This window comes from Microcoleus sp. Z1_B2, assembly GCF_036700325.1.
Lineage (GTDB): Bacteria > Cyanobacteriota > Cyanobacteriia > Cyanobacteriales > Microcoleaceae > Microcoleus.
The window spans coordinates 20,810-46,632 of the sequence record NZ_JAUBOQ010000026.1; the positions used below are offsets into that span (position 1 = coordinate 20,810).

Below are 25,823 nucleotides of genomic sequence, written 5' to 3' on the forward strand. Positions count from 1 at the left end.
CTTAATGTCCCTACCTGCCATAACTCCCGCAACGCCCTATGTGGATATATCTTTATCCAGGGTTGATGCTCAGCAAAAATCCAATCTCAATGCTTTTTTCGGAAAAGGAAGAGAAAGTAAATCGACCGGGAAGGTTATCCCTAGAGATTGGTATGAAGTTGAGATTATAGTAGATACAGAAACGACAAATAATCCTGTTTATCCCCAGGGGGATTTTACCGCCTATACTGATGATGGTTCAAATTTTCCCTGTCGCACTCAAGGCGATTATTACAAAAACTTTAGATCCAAGAAAGACTTAAAAATTCTAGGTCGCTGGATCAAAGGTAAGTTAGAACAAAGTGGTGCATTGCAGAAATTTGAGCCTGTCACGAGCCAGACATTGCAAAATTACGGCAGAGACTATATCCGTCTCTATAAATTGTCCGATTCTGACTACTACTTAGAATTTTAAGAGGGAGCGATAGCTCTCGCTCTAAAAAATCCAAATACATAACGAAGAAAAGTCAATGTTCGAGTTTGACATAGGCTACTACACCGATTTTAAATTGCCGAGCAACTCAACTATTCCAGAGCAATTACAGCAAACACTTCAGACGGTTTGGGACAGAAAATATGACGATTTATACGAACGAGGTGGAAAGTGCAATGTAGAAGAAGCTTTTGTAGAAGTAATGACAGCTTTTGGAATGCCTAATGATGCAATATCCCATCAGCGATGTGTCTACATGGCTTATGGAATAGCATTAGCAGCTAAACCGACCATTAAACATTACTTTCCTGAAGAACACAAGGCTGATATCGTTGAAGGAATTGTATCTTGTTGGCTGAAGGAGGGTTGTGAAATCCCAGAAACTTGGGCAGATACGTTGTTTCCTCATATCGACAAAATTGGAAAATATCAAGCTACTGACGAAGCTTATAATATCTTCTACGGCTTGCTGCAAACACTCAACACTAAAACAGCCTATAATGCCATCTTAGATATTATGTATGATGCCATTACTGGTGATGCCATTACTGGTTTTACCGAAGCCAGACGAGATATGTTTAATTGGTGGTTGATTGAAGTGATTCCTGCTGCTTATTGTTTAAAGCTGCCATCTACTTTATATTCTGGAAAATGGGAATTTCCGCCACTGAGTCAGCTTGTGTAATCGATATAAGCAAATAGATCGAATAACTAATCAGGCACCATCAAACCCTTCAATATTCTCCCCTTTTCCTCCTCCTTCAACCCCTTACACTGCACCAAAACCCCAAAACCCCCCAAACCCATCGGATCGATCAACTGATGCAAAGCCTCCCGGCGCCGCAAAAACGTTGCCACATCCAATACTTCCGCATCATTTGTTGATAGAGAAGCAATACGATCGCCCAAACCCAACGCCATCAAAAACAAAGCCTGCTGAGTAAACCCTACCACATCCAAACCGCACAATTCACCCTGCCTTTCCAGCGCCGTAAAATTAACATGAGCCGTTAAATCCTGCCGCCCCACATTAATATAAGGATTATTGTGATATCGGTGGCGATAATAACACTGTAGCGTCCCCTCCCTGCGCCTCGGATTGTAATAGCGGTGCGCCGGATAACCGTAATCAATAGTTAACAAATATCCCCGCTGCAACTTTTGAGCAACTGTACTCATCCAGTCCAAAGCGGCCAAATTCACCTCACTGCGATAACCATCCCCGTAAACACTCGCCGACAAATCGATGCCCACCAAATCCAAATATTCGCCAATTTTAGGGGTGGAAACTTCGCCAACTACCTCAACAAATTTTATCTTTTCTTGTTCATTTTTTGGGGTTTCTGCGGCAACGTAAATCTCCCTAACTTGCCCTTGTTCCAGAATAAATTGATGCACGGGTAAAGCATCTACTAACTCATTAGAAAAGAAACAACCGACAATTGAGTTATTAACTATCTCATCCCAATTACACCACTTGACACACTTGATATCGGCTAACATTTGCCGCTGTTCCGCTTGGAGTACAGGGGAAAGTTCAACAATAATGTATTCTAAAATATGAAAGAAATCGGGATATTGTATTTGCAGATATTGCAGCACATTTTCGGCAAAATTTCCCCGCCCAGCGCCCATTTCTACGATCGCGAAGTTTTGAGGTTTGCCTAGAATTTCCCACATTTCCACAAACTGATCCGCCAAAACCTCCGCAAAATCAGCACCCCAGTGAGACGACGTGATAAAATCGCCTTGTTTGCCGATCGACTGGCGATCGCTATTATTATAATATCCGTGCTGCGGATGATATAATGCCAAATCCATATATTCAGCAAAAGTAATACGCTGCTGGGGACTGGCGGCAATTCTTTCGCAGATTAAAGCGCAGAGTTCTGGGTTGCTGTCATTGATATCTGATTGCTGGAATGTCATAATTTATGGAATCAAAGTTGATTTTATTTTATTTTTGAAATAAAGATTTTTTTCACCGCAGAGGGCGCAGAGGACACAGAGGAAGAGAGAAGAGAGAGATTTTGATTATTGATATCATATCATTTTGAAGCCGATCGCAAACTTGAGATTTGACATGGCAAATTTTCGATCGCTGTGATAAGCTAGCCTTAGATTTTAAATATAATGCTTCTTTATGATACCACCAGAATCTTGTTTAGAAGAGTTCAAAAAATCGAGCCACTTATTACCAGATTATGTAGTCATATTTAATTTAGCAGATACAAAAAGACGCGGTATTTACTTAGGTCACAGAGGCGTAGACAAGGATATAATCGCCTTTGATAATTTGTTAAAAAGTTGTATTTCTTCACAAAGATGCAAAAGAGTTCACTGGGATCTATGGATCGGTTGTCTTGCTGAACGGCAACTCAATAACATTCCAGGTTTGATAGGGAATTACGCACAAGAAGTTCCTATATTTGCAGGGTGGGAATGCAGGGCGATCGACCCCAACGGAAATCGAATATTTATTGAAGAAAAAAGAAATGTTTTAATCAGTCGCGCTGTCCGCTGCGGCTATTTGTGGGTAGAAAATGCTAATGAATTAATTATCAAAGTCAATGAATTAGTCGAGCGAGTACATCGTTTACCTGTCAATACATTTACTTCCCTAGAGTCAGAGGTAGCTGTTACTTTACCCAGATGGCGGTGTGTCCCCGCTGAAATTTTATCTTTAACTGAGTATTGTCCGTACTGCAAAGGCACAAACTTTGACTGGTCAGGAGGAGCTGATGATTGTTCTGAGGGTATTTGTACGCAGTGCGGAACCGAGGTAGATTTTCGTTACTGTTAATCTATACACTCCCAGACTCATGGGTAGTCAGAAACCGGGTTTTTACGAAAATTTTTCGTTGTAGCCGACAGTTGAAGTGAAAAACCCGGTTTCTTTGGTATTATGCGCCCAGGACTGTATATGATTCAAAAAAGTAGCGATCGCACTTTTTAGCAAACAGCCCAAAAATGCGATCGCCCTTTTCCTTCTACCTGTCAACCGAGCCCATAATAATGTCGATACTCCCCAAAATTGCCACCAAATCCGCAATCTTCACGCCGCGCACAATGTGAGGCAAAATCTGCAAATTATTAAAATCCGCAGCCCGAATCTTCCAGCGCCAAGGAAACACACTATCATCCCCGATAATATAAATCCCCAACTCACCTTTGCCACTTTCGACGCGGACATAATGTTCGCCCTTGGGAATCTTAAAAGTCGGCGCCACTTTTTTGCCAATAAACTGATAGTCAAAACCATTCCATTCAGATTTTGGCCCGCTTTCTAAGCGCTTCGCTTCCAAATTCTCGTAAGGGCCGCCGGGGAGTCCTTTCAAGGCTTGATAGATAATCTTAACCGACTCGCGCATCTCCCGAATCCGTACTAAATACCGGGCTAAACAATCGCCAGCAGCTTCGGTACAGACTTCCCAGTCGAAGTCGTCATAACATTCGTAATGGTCAACTTTCCGCAAATCCCAATTTACGCCGGAACCGCGCAACATGGGGCCGGAAAGTCCCCAGTTAATCGCTTCGTTGCGAGAAATAGTACCCAAGCCTTCAATCCGGCGGCGGAAAATTGGATTGTTGGTAATTAAACGTTCGTATTCGTCAATTTTGGGAACGAAATAATCGCAGAAATCTTGGCACTTATCTACCCAACCGTAGGGCAAATCGGCGGCGACTCCGCCGATGCGGAAATAGTTATTATTCACCATGCGATAACCTGTGGCTGCTTCCCACAAGTCGAGAATGGGTTCGCGATCGCGCATAGTATAGAAAAAAGGAGTTTGCGCCCCCACGTCCGCCAAAAACGGCCCTACCCACATCAAGTGGTTAGCAATCCGGTTCAACTCCAGCATGATTACCCGAATATAACTAGCCCGTTTGGGGACAGCAATATTCGCCAACTTTTCCGGTGCATTCACTGTCACCGCTTCGTTAAACATCCCCGCAGCGTAGTCCCAGCGGCTAACGTAGGGCACGTACATCACGTTGGTGCGATTTTCGGCAATTTTTTCCATCCCGCGGTGCAGATAGCCCAAAACTGGCTCGCAGTCCACCACATCTTCCCCGTCCAGGGTGACAATTAACCGGAGTACCCCGTGCATTGAAGGGTGGTGCGGCCCCATGTTGAGCACCATCGGTTCGGTTCTAGTCTCAATTCTTGACATAATTAAATGAATTAATGATTACTGACTATTGTTGATTTTTGTTTCGCTTTTATGATTATGAAGGATATCGAGCTCTCTGAGAAGGAGACCCTTGGATCGGATGTCAGTATTGACACCTATCACGTTCCAGTTTTGGGTCAAGAATTAATTGCGGGTTTGGCTGTGCGTCCAGGCGGACACTATTTGGACGCGACGCTTGGGGGCGGCGGACACACGAGTTTGATTTTAGCGGCGGCGCCAGATGTTACAGTGGTGGCGATCGACCGCGATGAACAAGCCATCGGTTTTTGCCAAGCCCGATTTGCCAACTCGCCCGTTGAGTTTTGGCACGGTAACTTTGCTGAATATCAGTCCCCAGAGGCTGAATTTGATGGTATCATAGCAGACTTGGGCGTCAGCTCTGCTCAGTTCGATACACCGGAACGAGGATTTAGTTTTCGCCACCGGGCTCAACTAGATATGCGTATGAACCAGCAGCAATCTTTGACGGCAGAAGAGATTATCAACCACTGGGAAGAAGTTAAACTAGCAGATATTATTTACAAGTACGGCGAGGAGCGACTGTCGCGGCGCATCGCGAGGCGGATTGTGCAAGGGCGCCCTTTTCAAACTACAACAGAACTTGCAGGGGCGATCGCCTCCAGCTTCCCCCCCAAGCAGCGCAACGGCAGAATCCATCCGGCCACCCGTACTTTCCAAGCTTTAAGGATAGCTGTCAACTCCGAACTCGCTTCTTTAGAAACTTTCCTAAACCTTGCGCCAAGGTGGTTAAAACCAGGGGGGAGAATCGGAATCATTACATTTCACAGTCTCGAAGACCGACCAGTCAAGCACCAACTCAGAGGAACACCCAATTTGCAGGTACTGACAAAAAAGCCGATCGTGCCACAATCCGAAGAAGTCGCTAGAAATCCCCGCTCTCGTTCTGCTAAGCTCAGACTGGCAGAAAGAATAACTTGATTCGGCAGTAGTAATATGCTTGCTGCAAAAAGTTCAGAGATTAGGGAGACTTGGATGCAGCAATCAAGTACGATTCGGCAAAGATGTAGGGAATAGCGCCAACAACCCACCACTAACCCTCCGGGTACAGTGGGGCTTGAAATACAGCCGGTGTTGACCAGACTTAGGTAGCAATACCTGCGTTAGTAGTAAGTGTTAAAATTCACACCGAGGACAGTACCCAGCTAGTTAAGAACTCTGCAATCAGAGCATTAATTAGCAGTTTTGAATGCTGGTGTGTTTAGAAAAGTACCGACTGCTAACAAGGTCATTGCTCGTATCACAGCGTCAGTAACGAGCGGGCTAAAGCCACGCTCGCTTGTAAGAGAAATCAAACAAGCTGTACTGACCAGCTATCGCCTTAACAGGCTACGTTATTTAGGTCATGACACCCGCTTGATGCGAAGCTAGTCCCCTGCCCTGTCGCTAGTAGTTAAACAGTCTTAAAGTCACGCTCGACAGTGCTGCCAGCCGGCGCAAGCCTCTATAACATTGGCGAAGCTAACTTTACCCCAGAAATGGGAGATTGAGGACAACCATATCCTCACGCCTTGGGGCAACCATACCCCTCTGCCCCGCGAGGGGATTCAAGGCGATTGAAATCGCCGGGTCGTTTTCCTCTCAGGACTAAAGTCTCGGAGCTTCCCACTTACCGAGTATTTTTTGTGAAAGCTGACTGGGGAATTTTCCCTATTGAAGCGGCCTACCGAGGCGGGTTACAGTATCGAAAGCCTCTCATCTGTGCGAACAGATGGTGCGAAAGGAATGCTCACCTTGAGGTAAAACGGGTTTCTTTAACTCAACTTGACGTAACTGATATGTTGCATATATCCAGCCCCCCTTTTCCTCCCGCCACCTTGCTGATTACAGCTATGGTGGGGGTTTTCAAGGGGGAAGAAAGATGAGTCGGGGAGATGGAAGCAAGCTGAAACTGATGGTAGTCGATGACGAACCTGACAACTTGGATTTATTGTACCGGACGTTTCGACGCGACTTTCAGGTTTACAAAGCAGATAGCGCCCTCAGCGCCCTGGAAGTTCTAGACCAACAGGGCGAGATGGCGGTGATTATATCTGACCAGCGGATGCCAGAAATGAATGGCACCGAGTTTTTGGGGAAAACAGTCGAGCGATTTCCCGATACGATTCGGATTCTGCTAACGGGATACACAGATGTTGAAGATTTGGTCGAGGCCATCAACTCAGGTCAAGTGTTCAAATACATCACCAAACCGTGGAATCCAGAAGAACTCAAATTGGTGATCAATCAAGCCTCAGAAACTTACAAATACTACAAGCAGCGCAGCGTTGCACTGCGTCGCGCTTTACGCAAGGAATCTCTGTTCAATGAGGTAATGAGCGTGATTCGCGGGTCGCTAGATTACTCTAGTATGGTACAAACTATTGTTCAAACCGTAGGTCAAACTTTTGAGGCAAACTATTGTATGCTGCGGCCGGTAGAGGCCGATCGACTATTGCCGAGTACCTTCCCCTACCAAGCCCAAACCTCTGAAGCCAGCAGCTTTTCTTTTGATGAAAATTTGCTGGTTCAAGCCGTAGCCAGCCGCCAAACTCAAGTCAACCCAAACAGTCGCGGGGACGGTAACTCCGTTGAGATTGCCGTGCCCCTGACTTACCAGCAAGAATTGCTGGCGGTACTCGCACTGTGCCAGATTGGTGGCACTAACCCTTGGTCGGCAGAAGAGATAGAGTTAATAGAAGGTGTAGCAGCTCAAGCTGCTCTCGCCCTGTCTCAAGCTAAGCTCTACCAGCGCACTCTGGATTTAGCCAAGCAGATGCAAAACGAGTTGGAAGTGGCTCGCCAAATCCAAACAAACTTGTTACGCCAAAGTTGGCCGGATTTTGAAACTGTCAGGGTGCAAGCTTGCTGCTATCCCGCGCGGGAAGTTGGCGGCGACTTTTTTGAAGTCTACGTCCACTCTCAAGGGGATATTTGGATAGCGGTGGGAGATGTGTCGGGTAAGGGAGTTCCGGCTGCTCTATTTATGGCGAGCGCGATTTCGGTGATGCGGCGGGAACTTTCCCAAGAAGTTTCTCCAGAGCCCGATCAAGTTATGCAGAACATGAATAGCAGTATGTCTGACGACCTGATCGGCAACAACCATTTTATTACAATGGTTGTAGCTCGTTACACTCCGTCAACGGGACACCTCGCTTTTGCTAATGCCGGTCACATTTACCCGATTGTTTGGTCTCACTCGGAGGTGAAAGCTCAAGCCGCTAGCGGTAAAACGCCAGCCGAGCCTAATTTCCTGAAAGCTCGTGGCATTCCTTTGGGGATACTACCAGTTTGGAGAGGCAAAGCAGGTACGATCGAATTAAAGTCAGGAGATGTATTTCTGCTGACGAGTGACGGAATTACTGAAGCTAGCGTGACAAGTCAAGCGGTAGCAGGGGGTGTACCAACCCGTTCTATGCTACAACAAGAAGGGCTTTGGCAACTTTTGATTCAGGAACCTGGTTCTTTCAACTTGGACAATTTGTTGGCTCACATCCGAGCTGATAATCCCGTTCAAGAAGACGACCAAACCATACTCTCTCTGGAGGTTCTTTGAATCTGTCAGCGACTCCCGACGCATAGTCGGGGGTGGGTGAGAGCCGAAAAAACTTAAGCCCTGCTTGTTGACGGCCCATAGAGTAGTCCTACAAAGGACGGTGTTATCGTCACCAGTCAAAAACCACAGTAAAAACCTAGCCGGCGATGGCGCAGCTAGTTTCCTGAATCGCTTTCCTGGGGGATTAAATACCTGTAAAGGGTTAAGGTAGAAGGCATTCGTCAGAAAAAACCAACGCTTAAAAGCCAAGGATTGAAACACAGATTTTTTATACCTCACTGCTTACAGTCTCGGTATAATTATCAATTGTTAAGGGGCTTTAAGCCCATAACAAAAGTTTTCAACTATTCTCTTAACTTCTGCCTTCTACCGAATGACGAATGCCTGATTTTTAAACAGAAAAGGCTCGTATCCCCCGATTAGCGACAAGTATTGAGGCCGAATCCATTCGGCTCGTCGTATTTCATACCTGGAAGACACAGGGTTTTCAAACTTACGGGATTTTTTTATGAATACTGAGCTTCATGTGCCAAGCGACTTGCGGTTTTTAACAATTGTTGAAAATTGGTTGCTGAGCAGTTTGGAAGTAGAGCTAGGAGAGCACGTCGATTGGCCGCGTCAGTCGAATCGTTTGCGCTTGGTGTTAGCAGAAGCCTATTCTAACGTGATCCGCCATGCTCACAAAGATCAACCCAATTTGCCCGTGTTAATTCGCTTGAATTTAAAAAATAGGGATATTGGTTTAGAAATTTGGGATTACGGTAAAGGTTACGAAATGGATACTTACAATCCCCCGAGGCCGGAAGCTAAACAGGAAAGCGGCTACGGCTGGCTGATTATGAGCAGACTTATGGATCGGGTGGACTACACTTTGCAAATAGACGGTCGCAACTGTCTCAAGTTGGAAGCGAGTTTGCCGGAAAAATCTTAATTAGTCGTTAGTCATTAGTCATTAGTCATTAATGATTGGCAAGGCACTTTTTGACTCGCTTTGGCTGTCTGTCGCACGCGCTGCGGTGACAGCCAATTTTCCGTGCAGTAGCGTCAATCGATTTGAGATTTGAGATTTGAGATTTTAGAATTGAAGCATTGACTTGCGCGAGATAAATACGTTCGGCAAGTTTCATCGGATACAGGTTTTTTATTTCTGGACGGATGAATCACGTGGCGGGTATCCTGGATGCTTTATTGTCAGCCCAAGGCGAGACTGTAAGATTGTAGGGGTACAGTCCCGATCGCACAAATACCCAAGAAACCGGGTTTTTGAACAGTTAGCGACGCTTCACCTGAGATTTGGGTAAAAAACCCGGTTTCTGCCTCAATTGCGCGCAAATAATCAAGAAACCGGGTTTTTCAACGGTTGACGGCGCTTCACTGGAGATTTGGATAAAAAACCCGGTTTCTGCCTCAATTGCGCGCAAATAATCAAGAAACCGGGTTTTTCAACGGTTGACGGCGCTTCACTGGAGATTTGGATAAAAAACCCGGTTTCTGCCTCAATTGCGCGCAAAAATAATGATGGCTTGAGCCATTACATTCGATCGACAGGTCAAACCAAAACAAACAATTTAAATGTGAAACAGATTATCAAACATCAAATTTCGTCTGCGACCGCAGATTTAGCAATTCTTGGGGAGAAGCTAACAGTTTGACCGTGACTGAAAGGATTTTTTGGTCAGAATTGAGCAAGAACAGCCATCCGACATTAACACCAAAGGCGGAAGTTTGCACCCGGCCGCTGACCTGAACTTCTACATTGCCATCTTTTAAAATTTGGCTGACACCTTTCTGGGGTTCTAGCTGCATTCCTCGCGCTTCTTTTTTGAGATAAGTGGCGATCGAAATGTTGCCGATAATGGGATCTTCAAACGGCGCGTGCAGCACCCCGTCATCTGCAAATAAATTAGCCGTCGCGTCAAAATCGCCCGCGTTTAAAGTTTCAAAATATTGCAGTATCCCTGGCATTGTGATACCTGCAATCTTTATAGAGGTAGTTAAAATAGGTCGAGTTGTTGCGGTCATAAAACAAGTGATTTCAAATGAATGAGTATACTTTAATCATTCTCTTTGTCGCAGCAAATCCCTCAAAAGATATAAGTAGGGCTAGGAAAATAATTCTCCTAAAAAAGGAGGAACCGGAGAGGGTCGATCGCAGCTTTGGGAGCGATCGACCAAAATCAATACTACTTTCAAAAAATGCAAGTTTAGCCAACCGGCAAACTCTGATACCATCAGTCATTTCCAATCCTTCAATTATTGAATCTAAAATCTAAAATCTAAAACCTAAAATGCTATAAACCCAGACACCTAAAGGCATCTGGGTTTTTGGGCAAGCCTGTTTAACAGAGCCAACCAGAATATTCTATTTGCGGATCAAATTGAGCAATTCCTTCGGAGATGCCAACAAGTCGATCGCCACAAAGAAAATTTGACCTTGGGGATCGAGCAAAAACCGCCACGCGATGTTCATACCCACATTCGATCCGAACCAGGGAGTTTCGACTTTGCCAGTGACTTTCACTTGGCGGTAGCCATCTTCTGCGGGTTCCGATACGCCTCGCTCGGGCATCATTTTCAGTCCGACGCACTCTTCGCGCATATAGTTGAGGATAGCGTCGCGACCAACGATCGGCTTTTGGAAAGGTGGTTGCAGGGCACCTTCTTCAGCAAATAAACCGACGGCTGGGGTGAAGTCGAAGGCGTTCATGTAGTCGATGTAGCTGAGCACTGTCTGCTCGCTGATACCCTCAATTTGGGTTTTCACCCGCTCTTCTGGAGCGGTGGGAGTGCTGCGGGGGGCTGAGCGTTTGCCGTACTCTTGGTTAAAAGCAGGGTCATAGCCCATGTTAACTACGGTATTCCGAAGTACGGTAATTTGCTGACCCGGATCTAGTTGCTTGATGGTTTCGAGAACTGCGGTGGCTTCGGGAGACATTTGATAGCCGGCGGGGATCGGAGCGACAACGCCCTGTTTCATCAACTGACCCAACTCGTACCAGAAACCGAGTTTGGTGTTGACCCGCAAAGAAGTGTAAATCCGGCCAATTGTTGTGTCGGCGTTGCTGGCTAGGTCAAACATAGTTTTGCTTTGAGCAGCCGGCGACATTTGCTTGATTTCGCTCAGAATGCCTTCGACAAGGGCCATGCTGGCTACTCCCGGTGCTGCTGCGGTGATGGAAACGCCCATTTCGGTGTAGGCATACCAGAGCAAGGCTAGTTGGTCTTCAACGCTGAGTTTGTAGAACGCTTCCGTGGTAGCCGGAACAACGCTAGCAATCTCGGTGTTGGAGAAAATAGATTGAGCTGATTGAATACTAACTGCCATATGTATGCTGTGGGATTCGCTGTCGGTTTTACTTGCGTACTTGAATTAGCGAATCGAATTCTCCCTAAATTAAATTATGTAACATTTTTGACATTTTGGAGTTCAAACTTATAAATATAAAGATTGCCAAAGTATTATCAATACTGTCCGAAAATTACTCTGAAAGTTACTAGACTTATGGCACAAATTGTGCAGTGGTTTCTTACGTGATGAAAAAATCAATTAATAGCGATCGCATTAAGCAAAAAGCCCTTGAGTTGGGATTTCACAAAGTCGGGATAGCCTCAACAGACACGGATTTTGATATAGAAAAACAAAGATTGCAAGCTTGGCTGGACAAGGGTTATCAGGCGGATATGGCATGGATGGCAAACCCGAAACGGCAGGATATTCAATTGGTGATGCCAGAGGTGCAGTCATTAATATGTGTCGCCATCAACTACTACACGCCCCACCAACGCCCCGCAAATCCCCTGTGGGAGGGGGGGGACGATGCAGCGATCGAATATGCTAAAATCTCTCGCTACGGTTGGGGGCGGGATTACCATAGAATTTTGCACAAAAAACTGAAGCTTTTGGCAAATTGGGTGCGATCGCAAGGCGAGGGAATTGAAGCGCGGTATTATGCTGATACCGGACCAGTTCAGGATAAAATGTGGGCGCAGCGTGCCGGGATTGGCTGGATTGCCAAAAATGGTAATGTAATTTCGCGCGAATACGGTTCTTGGGTGTTTTTGGGCGAAATCTTGACTAATCTGGAGTTAGCGTCGGATGAGTCTCATACGGAACATTGCGGCACTTGCACTCGCTGCATAGAGGCGTGTCCGACGGGAGCAATTACTGAGCCTTTTGTGGTGAATGCCGATCGATGTATAGCCTATCACACGATCGAGAATCGAGCCGAAAAATTGCCCGACGAAATTGCATCTAATTTACAAGGCTGGGTAGCAGGTTGCGACATTTGTCAGGATGTTTGTCCTTGGAATCAGCGATTTGCTAAACCAACTGATGTTGCAGACTTTGAGCCTTATCCTGAAAACATAGCACCGACACTTGCAGAATTAGCCGACATCTCCGACGAAGAATGGAACCGCAGATTTACAGCTTCGGCGCTGCGGCGCATAAAACCCGAAATGCTGCGGCGAAATGCGAAAGCCAATCAAATTAACCCTTAAAAGTTGAGATGTTCGCGCTCAGGGTGCTTAGGGTGCACCTTACCCTATAGATAATAACCCTAGGGTGTGTACGGAGCGCCAAGAGCAAATACATTATGCAGTAAGTAATTCCCAATCTAAAATCTAAAATCTAAAATCTAAAATTGTATGCTTCCCCGTTCCTTATTTGCTATTGTCCAATGACCAAAGTAATTATTTTTGATTTTGACGGCACTTTAGCAGATACAATCGATATTCTTCTAAGCATCACCAACCGTTTGTCAGTCGAATTAGGCTTTAAATCTGCAACCAAAGAGCAAATCGCTCAACTGAGCAATTTAACTTCTTGGCAAGTCCTTCAGTATTCTGGTATTTCTATCTTCAAATTCCCGCTGTTGATTAGAATGTTGAAAGCGGAGTTACGCAGCGAAATCCCCAACATTCGTTTATTTCCGGGGATTAAAGAAGTTTTACTGGAGTTAAAAAAACAGGGATTTCAACTGGGTATTATCACATCTAATTCCAGAGAAAATGTCTTGGAATCGATGAAAAAAAATGCTTTGCAAGACACTTTCACGTTTATTTACTCTGGCTCAACTTTTGGCAAACATAAAGTTATTAATAGATGGCTAAAAACCGAACATATAAATGCTAAAGAAGTCGTTTATGTGGGAGATGAGATTAGAGATATAGAAGCTGCTCGAAAAACCGGAATTAAGGTAATTGCTGTAGGTTGGGGTTTTAATTCTGAGGAGGCTTTGGTGGCACACAATCCTGATTTTTTGATTCAAAGCCCCCAGGAATTGATAGAAATTATGAGTAATTTGCGGGAAGTATAAACTGAAATTGCCAAAAGTAAGACTCCTCGGTTGAAATCTATTCTAGACAAACTCTCGTTCCAGCAGAGAGAAACTCAAGAATAAAATGGGTATTAAAGCTTGATTTGTTATCAGCCATAATCTCTTGTATCATCTCTGGGAATACATTAGGTTAATCTCCTTCGCCCCGTTTCAGTGCTGCTAAAACTGCTTGCTGGCTAACTGCTTGGTAGATTTTGCTAAAATGCTGCTTGAGTGCGTCAGAGGCGGGCGAGGATTTGCTAGCGCTTCCTTTTCCGTCGGTGGCGATGGGAATTGGGCCTAAGATATCTAATACTGTTTCGCTGCTGGGCGGCGGTACAATTACTACTAAAGATGATTCTAGCTGCTGATTGTATTCCCAAAAGCGATCGACCTTCGGCAATTTAGCATTCGCAGTAGGGGAATTTTCACCCTTGTTTAGCTGGGTATTTTCCTCTCCTTCCGTACCCCGTCTTTGACGAAGTGCTGTCAAGATTTGCTCTTTGGTTCTCCCCCGCAGTTGAAACAGTACGAAAGGGTCTTCGCCGAAGCGATCGCCCAATAAGTAGTATACTGCACTGATGTGTTTGCAAGGGTTTTGCGGGTCAGGACAGCTACAGCGCGATCGAATATCAGATAAACTTAACGGAAATAGCGTTTTGCCGGCGGCCGCAAATACATCCTCAATATTGTGCGGCATTTCTCCTGCTAAGAGTTTAGCTGAAAAAACTGCTCTTTGCGACATATTTTCAATCACATAATCCCAATCTTCATCGCTCAATGTATCGAGTCCTAAAGAAACTTGATAGGGTTTTGGATCGGTGCCTTGAACTATGGCAATTACTTCTTGATTGGGAAATTTAATGCTGAGAACTTTTCCCTCGCGCGCGTATTGCCAGCCACGTTCTAAGCGCTTTTTGAAGCGGTAGGTATTGATTAAATCTAACCACTGTTGTGTCCACCATTCTCTGTCAATCATTCGATTTTAGATTTTAGATTTTAGATTTTAGATTTGGGAATCGGGAATTGGGAATTGGGAATCGGGAATCGGCCAAACAGGGAATTGGGAATTGGGAACCGGGCATTGGCCAAACAGGGAATTTTCCCTATCTCCTTCTCTTCCCCTCTTCATTCTTCCTTCTGGCTTCAATCGGGAATTGGGAATTGGGCATCGGGCCTTGGCCAAACAGGTAATTGGGATACTGGAGTCAATCGATTTTAGATTTTAGATTTTAGATTTTAGAATTGAAGCATTGACTTGCGCGAGATAAATTCGGGGGCTCCTTTATCGGATACAGGTTTTTTATTTCTGGACGGATGAATCACGTGGCGGGTATCCTGGATGCTTTCGGTCACAAAGGAAAAAACAGCTATCCGTGTATCCGTGACATCCGTGTCGTGCTGTTGGGAATTGGTAATTAAGCACATTATTCTTCTTCGGTTTCTATAATAGCATTGCGATCGAGGATTAGTAAATTGCGAAGTTGGTCTGTATCGAGTTCGGTGAGCCAGTTTTCGCCGGCGCTGACAACTTGTTCGGCTAGAGCTTTCTTACTTTCGATCATATCGTGTATTTTCTCCTCTAACGTACCAGTGCAGACAAATTTGTGGACTTGCACATTGCGAGTTTGACCGATGCGAAATACGCGGTCAGTTGCCTGATTTTCTACTGCGGGATTCCACCATCTGTCATAGTGGAAAACGTGGGTTGCTCTGGTTAAGTTCAAACCAGTACCACCAGCTTTTAAAGATAAAATCATAATCGGCGGGCCTTGGGGGTCGTGCTGGAAGCGATCGATCATTTCTTCCCGCTGCTGCTGCTTAACTCCGCCGTACAAGAACAAAACTTCTCGCCCTAAATGCTGTTCTAGATGCGGTTTCAGGAGTTTTCCCCATTCGGCAAATTGAGTAAAAATTAAAGCCCGATCGCCCTCAGCGAGCACCTCTTCTAACATTTCCACCAACCGCTGCAATTTCCCCGATTCCTGACTCTTAATCTCCAATTCTTTCGGCTTAGCTTCTGCTTTGACAAGAGCCGGATGGTTGCAAAGTTGCTTGAGTTTTACCAGCAAAGCCAGAATCATTCCCCGGCGCTGAATGCCTTCGGCTGAGTCTAATTCAGCTATTGACTCTTCGACTATTTTCTGATATAATGCAGCCTGTTGAGTCGCCAGCCCACAAAATACAGTCATCTCCTGTTTTTCGGGCAAATCTTGGATGATTTCTTTGTCAGTTTTCAGGCGGCGGAGGATGAAAGGCCGAACGAGCGATCGCAAAGTCTGCAAAGATTCCCGATCGCCGTATTTCTCGATCGGAATTGCAAATCGGCGCTGAAAGAAATTGCGCGGCCCCAAATAGCCAGGATTGAGAAACTCCAAAATAGACCACAATTCTTGCAGTCTATTTTCCACCGGAGTTCCCGTCAGCGCAATTCTAAAAGATGCCTCGATTTGTCGCACTGCTTGCGACTGCTTAGCCTCAGAATTTTTAATATTTTGCGCTTCATCTAAAACCAATCCTTGCCACTTAATGCCTTGAATTTCTTTAGCATCACGGAACACTAGCGCATAACTGGTAACGATCAAATTTTTTCCCTTAATTGCCGTCGCAAATACTTTGCCTTTAGCGCGTTTGTCTCCGTGGTGAACTAACACTTTTAGCGTCGGGCCAAATTTCTTGACTTCCCGCTCCCAATTGCCCAATACCGATGTCGGACAAACCAGTAATGTCGGCGCTTCTAAAGAATCTTTTTCTTGTAAATGCAGCAGGAAGGCAATTAGCTCGATCGACTTTCCCAAACCCATATCGTCCGCGAGACAAGCACCCAAACCCCAGCGTTCTAAGAATGCTAACCAGCCTGCTCCTAGCGCTTGATAAGGCCGCAATTGTCCTCGGAAACTAGCCGGAGTTGCGATCGCACTTACCGCTTGATTATCGCTCAAAGTATTCAACAATTCCTGAAGTTGACCCGTAGCCTCAAAATTCACCACAGGCAATTTCTCAATCATCTGAGAATCGCCCGACGCCAAACGCAAAGCATCCTCCAAAGAAAGAGTCATTTGCTCTTTGCGACTAGCAAAAAAAGTTTGAGCAGCCCTCACATCCGGCGCGCGCAACTCCACCCACTCGCCGTTAATTTCCACCAAAGGCGAATTCAACGCAATCAATCTGTCAAACTCTGCCTTAGAAAGGCGCTGTCCGCCGATCGTCAATTCCCACTTAAAATTTAGCAGACTTTGCAATCCCAACCCCCCCTTGCCCCCCCTTACTAAGGGGGGGTTAGTTTCTCCAGCGCCTCCCCTTACTAAGGGGGGGTTGGGGGGGGTTGTTTCCGCTTGAATGCTCAAACCCAAACGACTCGCCCAACCATCCGTCTTTGTCAAACTCGGCGGCAAAACTACGCCCAACCCGCTATCAGCAAACCGCCAAGCTACAGACTTAATAAACTCGTAAGCTTGCAGCGGATTTAATTGGCAAGATTGAGGCCGCTGTGCTTGCAAACTCGGTTCAATTAACGGATAAAGTTTCGAGGCTAAACCCAAGCCGCTGAGCAAAGTTTCTTGAGGCAATTCTATTGTCCGCCCCGCATAAGCCAAACGCTCGACAGAGTTGTTCCAAACAGTTGTCGCGTCTACCAAAAATTCGTTTTCATCTGCTGCTTGCAAGCAATAATTTAAATTCCAGTTGGCTTTACCAGGAGACGGCGGTATGAGTTGAAAGCAAGTGCGAAATTGACTTTGTTGAGATAATTGATTTTGCAGCGGTGCAGTCCAAGCAGTCAGCTTGGTTGCCAAGTTTTCCAATGCTGCTGTTTCTACTTGAACTCTCCCAGATTCCTGCTGCAAAGCTTGCAGCCACTCGCGCACAGGAGAAACTGCTTTGATGTCTAAAGTAGAGCTACCAGCAGATCGCACTTGACTATCTACAATACTACTCAAAAAGCCTAACACCAATTCCTCCGCCCCCATCGGCAAATCCACCGCTAAAGGCAATTGACTCCCTTCTTCTGCCTTTTCCCCTCTTCCTTCTTCCTTCTTCCCTCTTCCTTCTTCCTTTTCCCCTCTTCCTTCTTCCTTCTTCCTTCTTCCGACGGACACCGGACTGACATCCGTTACATCCGTTACATCCGTTACAAAATCCGCTGCCGAACCTTCCTTCGATTGATATGTTCTGCAAGCTGTCGGCATTTGCTTGACAAAAGTGGCGAGGCGGAGTGTATCTGTAGAACTATCTAACAGGGGTTGCCATGTGGCAATAGCAGAACCGTCGGGCTGTTTCTCCAATCCAGGCAAAAATTTGCATCTTGCCAACAAATCCAAACTCCACCTAGCAATATGAGACCAAAAACGCAAATCTGAGCCGACAAAAGAGTCTGGTTCCGTGCTGTTAAGCGGTAGTGATTGCAAGAAAACAAAAGCTGCTTGAGGGTTGAGACAAAAACCCTCGACTTGCCAGGGATAAAGGTAAATTTCCTCGGTTTTAGCGGGTTCCTCAAGTGCTGCTGCTGAGTGCTGCGGCATCAGGGTTGCATTGGATTCTGAGATTTGGGTGGGAAGTGCGATCGCCCGAATTTCCTTTTGAATTGAGGAGTCTGGGGTGGGAATTTCTGCGTTTTGAGTTTTGGGCGATCGCCTAGTTTTTTTGCTTTTTTCCGGTGGAGTTTCTGCGGTTTCCGGTAATTGCCAGTTTAGTTTTCCCGACTGCTGTAACGAATTGAGGAAAGTCTTAAATTCCGATTCGGTCATTGCTAAGGGATGCGGTAAATTTATCCCCGATTCTATGGTTTCAATTGCCCCAATTTTTCGCCAAGTTTCTCCCCAAATAAATAAGCAACTTTTTTCATTCTCTACGAGCCAACTGCCGTGTAAAATAGCCATATTTTTTTACCCTGATATTTGTATTTAAGTGCGAGGTTGACTACAGCATTTATATGGATAAATGAAATTTTTATTTAAAACAAACCGAGGAAAAATTGACCCAGATAGGAATTAGGTAGAACCTGTGTATTTAGGTACTTATGGCACACCTTACCGCTTATTCCCTGGCTTAGATAACTAAATCCTTCTTCCTTCTTCCTTCAACGTCCCAATTCCCAAACGAAAATTCATCGTACCATCTATGGAAGGCGTTTAGCGGACGATCGACCGAAGCATCGACCCCAGACTGCAAAAAATAATTTAGAGTATAAATGCCTACAATCGAGACGCAGACAGTCGATCGCGAGGCGATTATCCCTGTCTTTTGGCGTCGGACTCTCAAACATCCTGTGGTAATGTTACGATCCCGACAGAGAAAGAATGTGGTAGATAAGGAAGCAGTGCTACATGGTAGAGATAGACAAGTCAATATCCTTCGATGGACGGGATATTAGACTGAAGATTGGTTTACTAGCGCCTCAAGCAGGCGGTGCAGTTTTGATTCAGTCGGGTGACACGGCGGTTTTAGTGACAGCGACTCGATCCCAGGGGAGAGAAGGAATTGATTTCCTGCCCCTGTTGGTGGATTACGAAGAGAGACTCTACGCTGGCGGTAAAATTCCCGGTGGATTTTTGCGCCGGGAAGGGCGCCCCCCAGAAAAAGTGACTTTGACTGGCCGTTTGATCGATCGACCGCTGCGTCCGCTATTTCCAAGCTGGCTGCGAGATGACATCCAAGTTGTAGCCACAACGGTTTCGATGGACGAACAAGTGCCACCAGACGTTTTGGCGGTGACGGGGGCTTCGGTGGCGATACTGCTGGCGAAAATGCCGTTTTACGGGCCGATGGCTGCAGTGCGAGTCGGTTTGGTAGGGGACGATTTCATCATCAACCCCACCTACAGCGAAATCAAAGAAGGCGAGTTGGATCTCGTGGTAGCTGGTTCTCCTGACGGAGTAATCATGGTAGAAGCTGGCGCTAACCAATTGCCGGAACAGGATATCATCGAGGCGATCGACTTCGGCTATGAAGCAGCCTGTGACTTGATTCAAGCCCAGCGCGAAATTATGGCGGAATTGGGCATCGATTTGGTGGTAGAGGAACGGCCATCGCAAGATTCGGCCCTGGAAAACTTTATTCGCGATCGCGCCCAAGAACCCATCCGCATCATTTTGTCAAGATTTGAAAAAGACAAAACAATACGGAATGCAGCATTGGACGAAGTTAAGGCAAATGAAGTCGAAGCTGCGATCGCCGAACTTGCCGAAGACGATCCGGTAAAACTAGCAGCCACCGCCAACAGCAAGGCGATCGGCAACGTTTTCAAAGACGTTACCAAAAAAATGATGCGGAAACAAATCCTCGAAGATGGCATCCGCGTAGACGGCCGCAAGCTAGACGAGGTGCGACCCGTTTCTTGTCGCGTAGGCGTGCTGCCGTCGCGAGTACACGGCACTGGGTTGTTTAATCGGGGGTTAACCCAAGTCTTGTCTGCAGCTACCCTGGGAACCCCAGGCGACGCCCAAGACTTAGGAGACGACTTGCACCCACAGCAAGACAAACGCTACCTGCATCACTACAATTTCCCGCCGTTTTCGGTAGCAGAAACCAAGCCGATGCGATCGCCCGGACGCCGTGAAATCGGTCACGGAGCCCTCGCAGAACGCGCTTTACTGCCGGTTTTGCCATCCAAAGAAGATTTCCCCTACGTGATTCGCGTAGTTTCAGAAGTCCTTTCTTCCGACGGTTCCACCTCAATGGGTTCAGTTTGCGCCTCAACCCTAGCATTAATGGATGCAGGCGTTCCCCTTTCCCAACCCGTCAGCGGCGCGGCAATGGGCTTAATTAAAGAAGGCGATGAAGTCCGAATTTTGACTGACATTCAGGCAATTGAAGACTTCTTAGGCGACATGGACTTCAAAGTAGCCGGTACCGACACCGGGATTACTGCTTTGCAGATGGACATGAAAATCAAAGGTTTGCCCTTAGATGTAATTGCCAATGCCATCCGCCAAGCCAAACCCGCCAGACTGCACATTTTAGAAAGAATGCTGGCAAGCATCGACACTCCCCGCAAGGAAATGTCGCCGTTTGCACCGCGTTTGCTAACCCTGAAAATCGATCCAGAATTTATCGGTTTGGTAATTGGGCCAGGTGGCAAAACGATCAAAGCCATCACCGAAGAAACCGGTGTCAAAATAGACATCGAAGACGACGGAACCGTGACAATTGCTGGCAACGACAGCGAAAAAGCTCAGCGGGCATACAACATTGTCCAAGGCATGACGCGCAAGTTGAATGCAGGAGATGTGTATGTCGGCCGCGTAACTCGAATTATTCCGATCGGCGCTTTTGTGGAAATTTTGCCCGGAAAAGAAGGAATGATTCACATTTCCCAGTTAGCTGACTACCGCGTTGGGAAAGTGGAAGACGAGTTAGCTGTGAACGATGAAGTGATTGTCAAAGTGCGAGAAATTGACAACAAAGGTCGAATTAATTTGACCCGCTTGAATATTCATCCCGACGAAGCGGTAGCCGCCCGCGAAGCGTTGAATAAATAGTTTACAGTTGGTAATTGGTAATTACTTATAGAGTAATTGCTAATTGCTAATTGCTAACTGGTGATTAGTAATTGCTAATTGCTAACTCGTGATTAAATCTGATTGTTTCAGATTTGGGAGTAGGTGCGCGACAGCGACAGATCGACAAAAGTGCGATCGGCTGTAGAAGTTAATAAAGTCGCGCACTTTCCCCTCGGCGGCTGAAACCGCAACTACACAATCGATCGCAACTGTGATTCAAGAGTGACAATCTTCGATGTCCCCGTTATAGCCGCAGGATATCTTCTATGACAATTCCCGCATCCAGGATACCCGCCACGTGATTCATCAGTCCAGAAATAAAAAACCTGTATCCGATAAAGGAGCCCCCGAATTTATCCGTGGGGTCAGTCGATTTTAGATTTTAGATTTTAGATTTTAGATTTACCCCACAGATGCAATCTGGGAGCTTGAACAAGAGTCTAAAATTTTTATATTTCCACGACTTAAGTACGTGGCACGGTATCGGTTTTTGGGCTGGGTCAATGCTTCAATTCTAAAATCTAAAATCTAAAATCTAAAATCTAAAATCGATTGACAGGGGCAGTTCTATTTGAAACAGAGAACCTTTCCCAACCTCGCTACTTACCGTTAGGTGTCCGCCGTGAGCTTCCACAATTTGCTGGGCGATCGCCAATCCCAATCCAGAGCCGCCTTTCTTCCGTGTTCGTACCTCATCAACTCGGTAAAATCGGTCAAAAATGTGTGGCAAATCTACATCGGGAATGCCGATTCCCGTATCTTCTATTTGAATTAAAATGCGATGAGATTGAGTCAATAACCGCAGCCACACTGTTCCTTCAGGTAAGGTATATTTGCAGGCATTGGTGAGTAGATTAGTGATAGCTTGTTTTAATAAATCAGAATTGGCTTTGATGATAACTCTCTCTTCAGGCAGTTCTAAATGAAGGCTTAAATGCTGGGCAACACCCTGTATTGATGAAGTGGCGATCGTATCTTTTAACAGGTCATTCAAGTGAATCGATTGAATCGACTTTGCATCTAACTGTCCTGCCTGTCGTGCTAAAAACAAGAGATCAGTCACCAACCGATTCATCGACTTAGCCGTTTCAGCAATCTTTTCCAATCGAGAGTGCTTAGGCCCGCCGGCATCGACTGGGCTGAGTAAGCCAACCTGGGCATTGCTGAGTATGGTGGCAAGCGGTGCCCTTAGTTCGTGGGAAGCATCAGACGTAAATCTTTGCATTTGGACATAGGCGTTTTGAATCGGTTGCATAGCCAATCCGCCTAAAAACCAACCTACTAGACTAATCGCGCCCAGAGTCAAGGGCAATGTTATCACCATCACAATCAGTAACTCTCTCAGTGTTTTCTGAGCATCCGTCAAAGGGATGGCAATCTGGAGGTAGCCAATCGTGCGTCCGTTGTAGTCAACCGGAAGCGTTAATTGTCGCAGCCACTCGGGGGAAGACTCAATGGTTTGAAACGCCGCGCGAGCCTGAATCCGATCCGAGGGCTGCGCCCCATAAAACTGTTGCAGTTGTCCAGTCGCTGAATACCACCTAGCGTAAACAATTTCACTGCCAGAGGGAGGAGAATAATTACCAAGAATCGGAACGTTACTCAGATCGATGTGTTCTTTTCCCTGCCGCAAACCATAGTCAATATTGGCAGCCATGACTCTTGCTTTTTTGTAGAGTAGTCGATCGCACTCTTCTAAGCTGTTAACCGCTCGCTGGTAGTAAATGATCCCGGCAAACACGATCAGAATAGCCCCCATCGAGAGCGTAAACCAGTGGGCCAGATTGCGGCGGCTACGATTAAACATCTGGATTCAAGCGATATCCCATACCATATACGGTTTCTAGCCAACTGACAGCACCTATCATCTGCAATCGCTGCCGCAGACGACGCACTAGGACAGTAATCGCATTACTCTCAGGTTCGTTGCCCCACTCCCACAAGGCTTGTTCTATTTGGCTGCGGGAGAGTATCTGACGAGGATGGCGCATCAGATACTCTAGAAATAGAAATTCACGAGTCGATAACTGCATACTTTGCTCCCCCCGTTCAATAGTCAGCGTTGATAGATGTAGAGTCATATCTTCAACCTGTAAAGTATCCCCTTTCCAAAGTGGCGATCGTCGTCCCAAGGCCCGCACCCGTGCCAGCAGTTCAAACACATCGGCGGGTTTGATGAGATAATCATCGGCTCCAGCGTCTAAAGCGCTAATTTTGTCAACAATCGCATCTTTGGCAGTCAACAGCAACACCGGGGCCGTTTTTCCCAGACGGCGGTATTGCTGGCATAAGCTTAAGCCACTGATCTCAGGTAATAACCAATCAAGGATCAACAGATCATAGTCCCGCTTCGATAAAATCCACTGGGCCGTCGCCCCATCTTCTACACCATCGACAATATGTCCAGCCTCAGAGAGAGCAGCTTGAAGTGGCTCCAGTTGATCTACATCGTCTTCTACCAGGAGAATTCGCATCCGTCTAACCATTGTTCGGCAAATTTTATGTATGTTAGAGAAGAAATTTAGGAAAAGCATCCATCACAGGTAAGATTTATGCCAATCAGTTGCTAACTAAAATGTTGGTAGTTTCTCCCGATTATTTCGAGCAATCTAAATCTAAAATCCAACATTCCCATGACTTTACCTCGCATCCTACCACTTCTACACCGCGCTGCCTGGGAATTTTGGGTACCTCTGCCATTGGTAGCAGCCTTATTCTGGACTACAGGTAACTTCATCGCGGCCCAAACTCTAAGCCGTCCGTATAACTCTGTCAACAAACTACTGGCAGATAGACCGTTAAATCGGAGATTACCAGTAACAATCTTGACCATAAATGCAGAAATCGATCGCAGCCTGGGTGTTACCACTATTTTTGTCAACACCAGTGACTCAACTTTAAAGAAGCTGGAATACGAGTTTCCTGTTACCCAAACCAGTCAGGTCGAAGCAACGATCGCCCAAGAATTAGCAATGCCGGTTGAAAATGTCCGTAAATTGATCAGCTACCGGATGAAGAACTAAGCGGTTGAGCGAAAAATTGCTCCACCATTGGCGAGTGGGAAATAGATCGAGTACCGCCGATCCCAAGCAGGGATTTAGTGCTGGTGATGAGAAGGACTAGAAATTTTGTCTTCTGTAATATCGATAGGCTCCCAGTAATTAATTGGAAAAATGTGGGGATTGTCACCTTTGAGTCACATTTGCTGTGGAAGCTAAGAGTAGACCTTGATTGTCAACCCTCTCCTAAATAGATTTTTAAGGATGAACAGTTCACGTTTCCAGCAACTCTTTTTATTTAATTTCTGGTATCGCAGGAATTCTAATTCTTCTGAGTCGGCGCCGGACTTTTGGGCAAAACGGAAATTGGTTTAAGCCTGGGTGTCGTAAAAAATTCTACTCGTTGAGAAGCTAAAACTGTGGATAGATTAGAGAACACTGCACTGGTGGAACGTAACGAACCCCAAACAGGGACTCCAAAACCCTCTATTAGTCTAATTGATGCGATCGCCCTGATTGTCGGGCTAGTAATCGGCGCAGGCATTTTTGAAACCCCTGCTCTGGTCGCGGCTAATACCGGAACCGTTGGTGGTGTCATAGGAGTCTGGCTGATAGGCGGTGTTGTGTCATTGCTGGGGGCACTTTGCTACGCCGAATTGGCAACTACATATCCCCATGTCGGCGGCAACTACTACTACCTGAAACGGGCATTGGGGCAACCGATCGCAGTTTTATTTGCCTGGGCACGCATGACCGTGATTCAGACTGGATCGATCGCGCTGCTGGCATTTGTGTTTGGCGACTATGCCTCTCAGCTACTTCCACTAGGTGGCTACTCCCCTGCAATTTACGCAGCAGTCGCGATCGCCCTGCTCACAATGCTCAACATCATTGGACTGCGCCAGAGTAAAAGCCTCCAGAACGGGCTAGCGGTGATACTCGTTTTAGGCTTACTGCTGGTCATCGTAGTGGGTCTGGCATCCTCCCCTCCTCCCGTCCCGGCCCTTTCCTCCGATGCCTCCCGTACCTCTTCCTGGGGCTTAGCGCTGGTCTTCGTGCTGCTGTCCTATGGTGGTTGGAATGAAGCCGCTTACATTTCTGCCGAAATTCACAACCCACAGCGCAATATTTTGCGATCATTCCTCTGGAGCATTGGCATCATTACAGGACTTTATCTGCTGATTAATCTGGCATATCTGCGGGGATTGGGTATCGCAGGCATGACCGACTCTCAAGCCGTTGCATCAGATTTACTGCGGCGAGTGCTGGGTGAACCGGGAGCCGCGTTTGTGAGTTTACTGGTTGTGACCGCCACCCTGGGGTCGATCAACGCCAGCATCTTTACGGGGGCACGCAGCAGCTTTGCTCTGGGGCAGGATAGGTCTGCATTTCGCTGGTTGGCACGCTGGCACCCGCATCCGAGTTCACCGACAACCGCTTATTTATTGCAAGGTGCGATCGCGCTGACCCTGATTGGGCTGGGAACCTTCACCCGCAAAGGATTTGAAACAATGGTGGACTACACTGCGCCCATCTTCTGGTTTTTCTTTTTGATCAGCACCCTGTCGTTAATTGTTTTACGCATTCGAGAACCCGATCGACTACGCCCGTTTAGCGTACCGTTTTACCCGATCGTTCCCATAGTGTTCTGCGCCATTTGTGGCTATTTGCTCTATTCCAGTCTGGTTTATACAGGCATCGGCGCGATCGTAGGGGTCATCGTTGTTCTACTGGGTATTCCCTTTGCCCGTCACACTACATAGCAACTTTTTTTGGAGATTTACAA

Annotated in this window: 22 protein-coding genes; 12 read left to right on the forward strand and 10 right to left on the reverse strand. The window is 46.3% G+C overall.

Features of this window, described 5'->3' with window-relative positions; translation table 11 throughout:
• The first annotated feature begins 4 nt into the window (after positions 1–4).
• Together QT984_RS16625 and QT984_RS16630 are read left to right on the forward strand one after the other, a co-directional pair.
• A complete protein-coding gene (locus QT984_RS16625; RefSeq protein ID WP_333314992.1) occupies positions 5–454 on the forward strand; it encodes a hypothetical protein in 450 nt (149 codons plus the stop codon).
• Positions 455–509: 55 nt separating this feature from the next.
• Positions 510–1,157 (forward strand): hypothetical protein, encoded by a 648-nt coding sequence (locus tag QT984_RS16630; protein WP_333374483.1) that lies wholly within the window; start codon positions 510–512, stop codon positions 1,155–1,157.
• Between the two features lie 26 nt (positions 1,158–1,183).
• On the opposite strand, the gene QT984_RS16635 is transcribed toward QT984_RS16630, so the two are convergent.
• A complete protein-coding gene (locus QT984_RS16635; RefSeq protein WP_333374485.1) occupies positions 1,184–2,401 on the reverse strand; it encodes a class I SAM-dependent methyltransferase in 1,218 nt (405 codons plus the stop codon).
• Positions 2,402–2,615: 214 nt separating this feature from the next.
• On the opposite strand from QT984_RS16635, the gene QT984_RS16640 reads away from it, so the two are divergent.
• On the forward strand, positions 2,616–3,275 hold the full coding sequence (locus tag QT984_RS16640; protein ID WP_333056425.1) for a hypothetical protein: 660 nt from the start codon (positions 2,616–2,618) through the stop codon (positions 3,273–3,275).
• A gap of 187 nt (positions 3,276–3,462) precedes the next feature.
• Here QT984_RS16640 and QT984_RS16645 read toward each other — a convergent pair whose 3' ends face one another.
• The gene (locus tag QT984_RS16645; RefSeq protein WP_333056426.1) at positions 3,463–4,647 is read right to left on the reverse strand and encodes an NAD(P)H-quinone oxidoreductase subunit H; all 1,185 of its coding nucleotides are present in this window, start codon (positions 4,645–4,647) and stop codon (positions 3,463–3,465) included.
• Positions 4,648–4,704: 57 nt separating this feature from the next.
• Here QT984_RS16645 and rsmH point away from each other — a divergent pair, with 57 nt between their 5' ends.
• The 4 genes from rsmH to QT984_RS16665 all read left to right on the forward strand — a co-directional run bounded on the left by rsmH (position 4,705) and on the right by QT984_RS16665 (position 9,152).
• Positions 4,705–5,607: a 16S rRNA (cytosine(1402)-N(4))-methyltransferase RsmH gene (gene rsmH / locus QT984_RS16650; RefSeq protein ID WP_333210837.1), complete on the forward strand. Its 903-nt coding sequence runs from the start codon at positions 4,705–4,707 to the stop codon at positions 5,605–5,607.
• Positions 5,608–6,311: 704 nt separating this feature from the next.
• On the forward strand, positions 6,312–6,551 hold the full coding sequence (locus QT984_RS16655; protein ID WP_333210839.1) for a hypothetical protein: 240 nt from the start codon (positions 6,312–6,314) through the stop codon (positions 6,549–6,551).
• A complete protein-coding gene (locus QT984_RS16660) occupies positions 6,548–8,221 on the forward strand; it encodes a SpoIIE family protein phosphatase (protein WP_333056430.1) in 1,674 nt (557 codons plus the stop codon). Before QT984_RS16655 ends, QT984_RS16660 begins: the two co-directional genes overlap by 4 nt.
• 508 nt (positions 8,222–8,729) lie before the next feature.
• Positions 8,730–9,152 carry an ATP-binding protein gene (locus QT984_RS16665; protein WP_006633914.1) on the forward strand — a complete coding sequence of 141 codons (423 nt, stop codon included), beginning with the start codon at positions 8,730–8,732 and terminating at the stop codon, positions 9,150–9,152.
• A 656-nt stretch (positions 9,153–9,808) separates the two neighbouring features.
• Here QT984_RS16665 and QT984_RS16670 read toward each other — a convergent pair.
• The 3 genes from QT984_RS16670 to QT984_RS16680 form a co-directional block, all read right to left on the reverse strand.
• Positions 9,809–10,243: a nuclear transport factor 2 family protein gene (locus tag QT984_RS16670; RefSeq protein WP_333210843.1), complete on the reverse strand. Its 435-nt coding sequence runs from the start codon at positions 10,241–10,243 to the stop codon at positions 9,809–9,811.
• 81 nt (positions 10,244–10,324) lie between these two features.
• On the reverse strand, positions 10,325–10,453 hold the full coding sequence (locus QT984_RS16675; protein ID WP_333056432.1) for a hypothetical protein: 129 nt from the start codon (positions 10,451–10,453) through the stop codon (positions 10,325–10,327).
• A gap of 130 nt (positions 10,454–10,583) precedes the next feature.
• Positions 10,584–11,546, reverse strand: a complete 963-nt coding sequence (locus tag QT984_RS16680; protein ID WP_333056433.1) for an orange carotenoid protein N-terminal domain-containing protein — start codon at positions 11,544–11,546, stop codon at positions 10,584–10,586.
• A gap of 209 nt (positions 11,547–11,755) precedes the next feature.
• Here QT984_RS16680 and queG point away from each other — a divergent pair, with 209 nt between their 5' ends.
• Both queG and QT984_RS16690 read left to right on the forward strand, forming a co-directional pair.
• On the forward strand, positions 11,756–12,721 hold the full coding sequence (queG, locus tag QT984_RS16685) for a tRNA epoxyqueuosine(34) reductase QueG (RefSeq protein ID WP_333056434.1): 966 nt from the start codon (positions 11,756–11,758) through the stop codon (positions 12,719–12,721).
• A gap of 179 nt (positions 12,722–12,900) precedes the next feature.
• Positions 12,901–13,539, forward strand: coding sequence for an HAD-IA family hydrolase (locus QT984_RS16690; RefSeq protein WP_333056435.1), 639 nt, complete (start codon positions 12,901–12,903; stop codon positions 13,537–13,539).
• A gap of 151 nt (positions 13,540–13,690) precedes the next feature.
• On the opposite strand, the gene QT984_RS16695 is transcribed toward QT984_RS16690, so the two are convergent.
• The 3 genes from QT984_RS16695 to QT984_RS16705 form a co-directional block, all read right to left on the reverse strand.
• Positions 13,691–14,518 (reverse strand): SWIM zinc finger family protein, encoded by an 828-nt coding sequence (locus QT984_RS16695; protein ID WP_333056436.1) that lies wholly within the window; start codon positions 14,516–14,518, stop codon positions 13,691–13,693.
• 448 nt (positions 14,519–14,966) lie between these two features.
• Positions 14,967–18,416 (reverse strand): DEAD/DEAH box helicase, encoded by a 3,450-nt coding sequence (locus QT984_RS16700; protein WP_333273086.1) that lies wholly within the window; start codon positions 18,414–18,416, stop codon positions 14,967–14,969.
• A gap of 169 nt (positions 18,417–18,585) precedes the next feature.
• Complete coding sequence (locus QT984_RS16705) at positions 18,586–18,798, reverse strand: hypothetical protein (RefSeq protein ID WP_333374489.1); 213 nt, start codon at positions 18,796–18,798, stop codon at positions 18,586–18,588.
• Positions 18,799–18,863: 65 nt separating this feature from the next.
• Between QT984_RS16705 and QT984_RS16710 the strand changes: the two genes are divergently transcribed.
• Positions 18,864–21,017, forward strand: coding sequence for a polyribonucleotide nucleotidyltransferase (locus QT984_RS16710; protein WP_333056438.1), 2,154 nt, complete (start codon positions 18,864–18,866; stop codon positions 21,015–21,017).
• A 556-nt stretch (positions 21,018–21,573) separates the two neighbouring features.
• Here QT984_RS16710 and QT984_RS16715 read toward each other — a convergent pair.
• On the reverse strand, positions 21,574–22,845 hold the full coding sequence (locus QT984_RS16715) for a HAMP domain-containing sensor histidine kinase (RefSeq protein ID WP_333056439.1): 1,272 nt from the start codon (positions 22,843–22,845) through the stop codon (positions 21,574–21,576).
• Entirely contained in the window at positions 22,838–23,512 is a 675-nt protein-coding gene (gene rppA, locus QT984_RS16720) for a two-component system response regulator RppA (RefSeq protein WP_333056440.1), read from the reverse strand. The genes QT984_RS16715 and rppA overlap by 8 nt, the downstream gene beginning before the upstream one ends.
• 159 nt (positions 23,513–23,671) lie before the next feature.
• On the opposite strand from rppA, the gene QT984_RS16725 reads away from it, so the two are divergent.
• On the forward strand, positions 23,672–24,061 hold the full coding sequence (locus tag QT984_RS16725) for a hypothetical protein (RefSeq protein ID WP_333056441.1): 390 nt from the start codon (positions 23,672–23,674) through the stop codon (positions 24,059–24,061).
• 395 nt (positions 24,062–24,456) lie between these two features.
• Complete coding sequence (locus QT984_RS16730) at positions 24,457–25,800, forward strand: amino acid permease (RefSeq protein WP_333374491.1); 1,344 nt, start codon at positions 24,457–24,459, stop codon at positions 25,798–25,800.
• Positions 25,801–25,823 lie beyond the last annotated feature (23 nt).

Coding starts and splice junctions, on each gene's coding strand:
- QT984_RS16625 (WP_333314992.1), top strand. CDS start 5: ATGTCCCTACCTGCCATAACTCCCGCAACGCCCTATGTGGATATATCT.
- QT984_RS16630 (WP_333374483.1), top strand. CDS start 510: ATGTTCGAGTTTGACATAGGCTACTACACCGATTTTAAATTGCCGAGC.
- QT984_RS16635 (WP_333374485.1), bottom strand. CDS start 2,401: ATGACATTCCAGCAATCAGATATCAATGACAGCAACCCAGAACTCTGC.
- QT984_RS16640 (WP_333056425.1), top strand. CDS start 2,616: ATGATACCACCAGAATCTTGTTTAGAAGAGTTCAAAAAATCGAGCCAC.
- QT984_RS16645 (WP_333056426.1), bottom strand. CDS start 4,647: ATGTCAAGAATTGAGACTAGAACCGAACCGATGGTGCTCAACATGGGG.
- rsmH (WP_333210837.1), top strand. CDS start 4,705: ATGAAGGATATCGAGCTCTCTGAGAAGGAGACCCTTGGATCGGATGTC.
- QT984_RS16660 (WP_333056430.1), top strand. CDS start 6,548: ATGAGTCGGGGAGATGGAAGCAAGCTGAAACTGATGGTAGTCGATGAC.
- QT984_RS16665 (WP_006633914.1), top strand. CDS start 8,730: ATGAATACTGAGCTTCATGTGCCAAGCGACTTGCGGTTTTTAACAATT.
- QT984_RS16670 (WP_333210843.1), bottom strand. CDS start 10,243: ATGACCGCAACAACTCGACCTATTTTAACTACCTCTATAAAGATTGCA.
- QT984_RS16675 (WP_333056432.1), bottom strand. CDS start 10,453: ATGGTATCAGAGTTTGCCGGTTGGCTAAACTTGCATTTTTTGAAAGTA.
- QT984_RS16680 (WP_333056433.1), bottom strand. CDS start 11,546: ATGGCAGTTAGTATTCAATCAGCTCAATCTATTTTCTCCAACACCGAG.
- queG (WP_333056434.1), top strand. CDS start 11,756: ATGAAAAAATCAATTAATAGCGATCGCATTAAGCAAAAAGCCCTTGAG.
- QT984_RS16690 (WP_333056435.1), top strand. CDS start 12,901: ATGACCAAAGTAATTATTTTTGATTTTGACGGCACTTTAGCAGATACA.
- QT984_RS16695 (WP_333056436.1), bottom strand. CDS start 14,518: ATGATTGACAGAGAATGGTGGACACAACAGTGGTTAGATTTAATCAAT.
- QT984_RS16700 (WP_333273086.1), bottom strand. CDS start 18,416: ATGGCTATTTTACACGGCAGTTGGCTCGTAGAGAATGAAAAAAGTTGC.
- QT984_RS16710 (WP_333056438.1), top strand. CDS start 18,864: ATGGTAGAGATAGACAAGTCAATATCCTTCGATGGACGGGATATTAGA.
- QT984_RS16715 (WP_333056439.1), bottom strand. CDS start 22,845: ATGTTTAATCGTAGCCGCCGCAATCTGGCCCACTGGTTTACGCTCTCG.
- rppA (WP_333056440.1), bottom strand. CDS start 23,512: ATGCGAATTCTCCTGGTAGAAGACGATGTAGATCAACTGGAGCCACTT.
- QT984_RS16725 (WP_333056441.1), top strand. CDS start 23,672: ATGACTTTACCTCGCATCCTACCACTTCTACACCGCGCTGCCTGGGAA.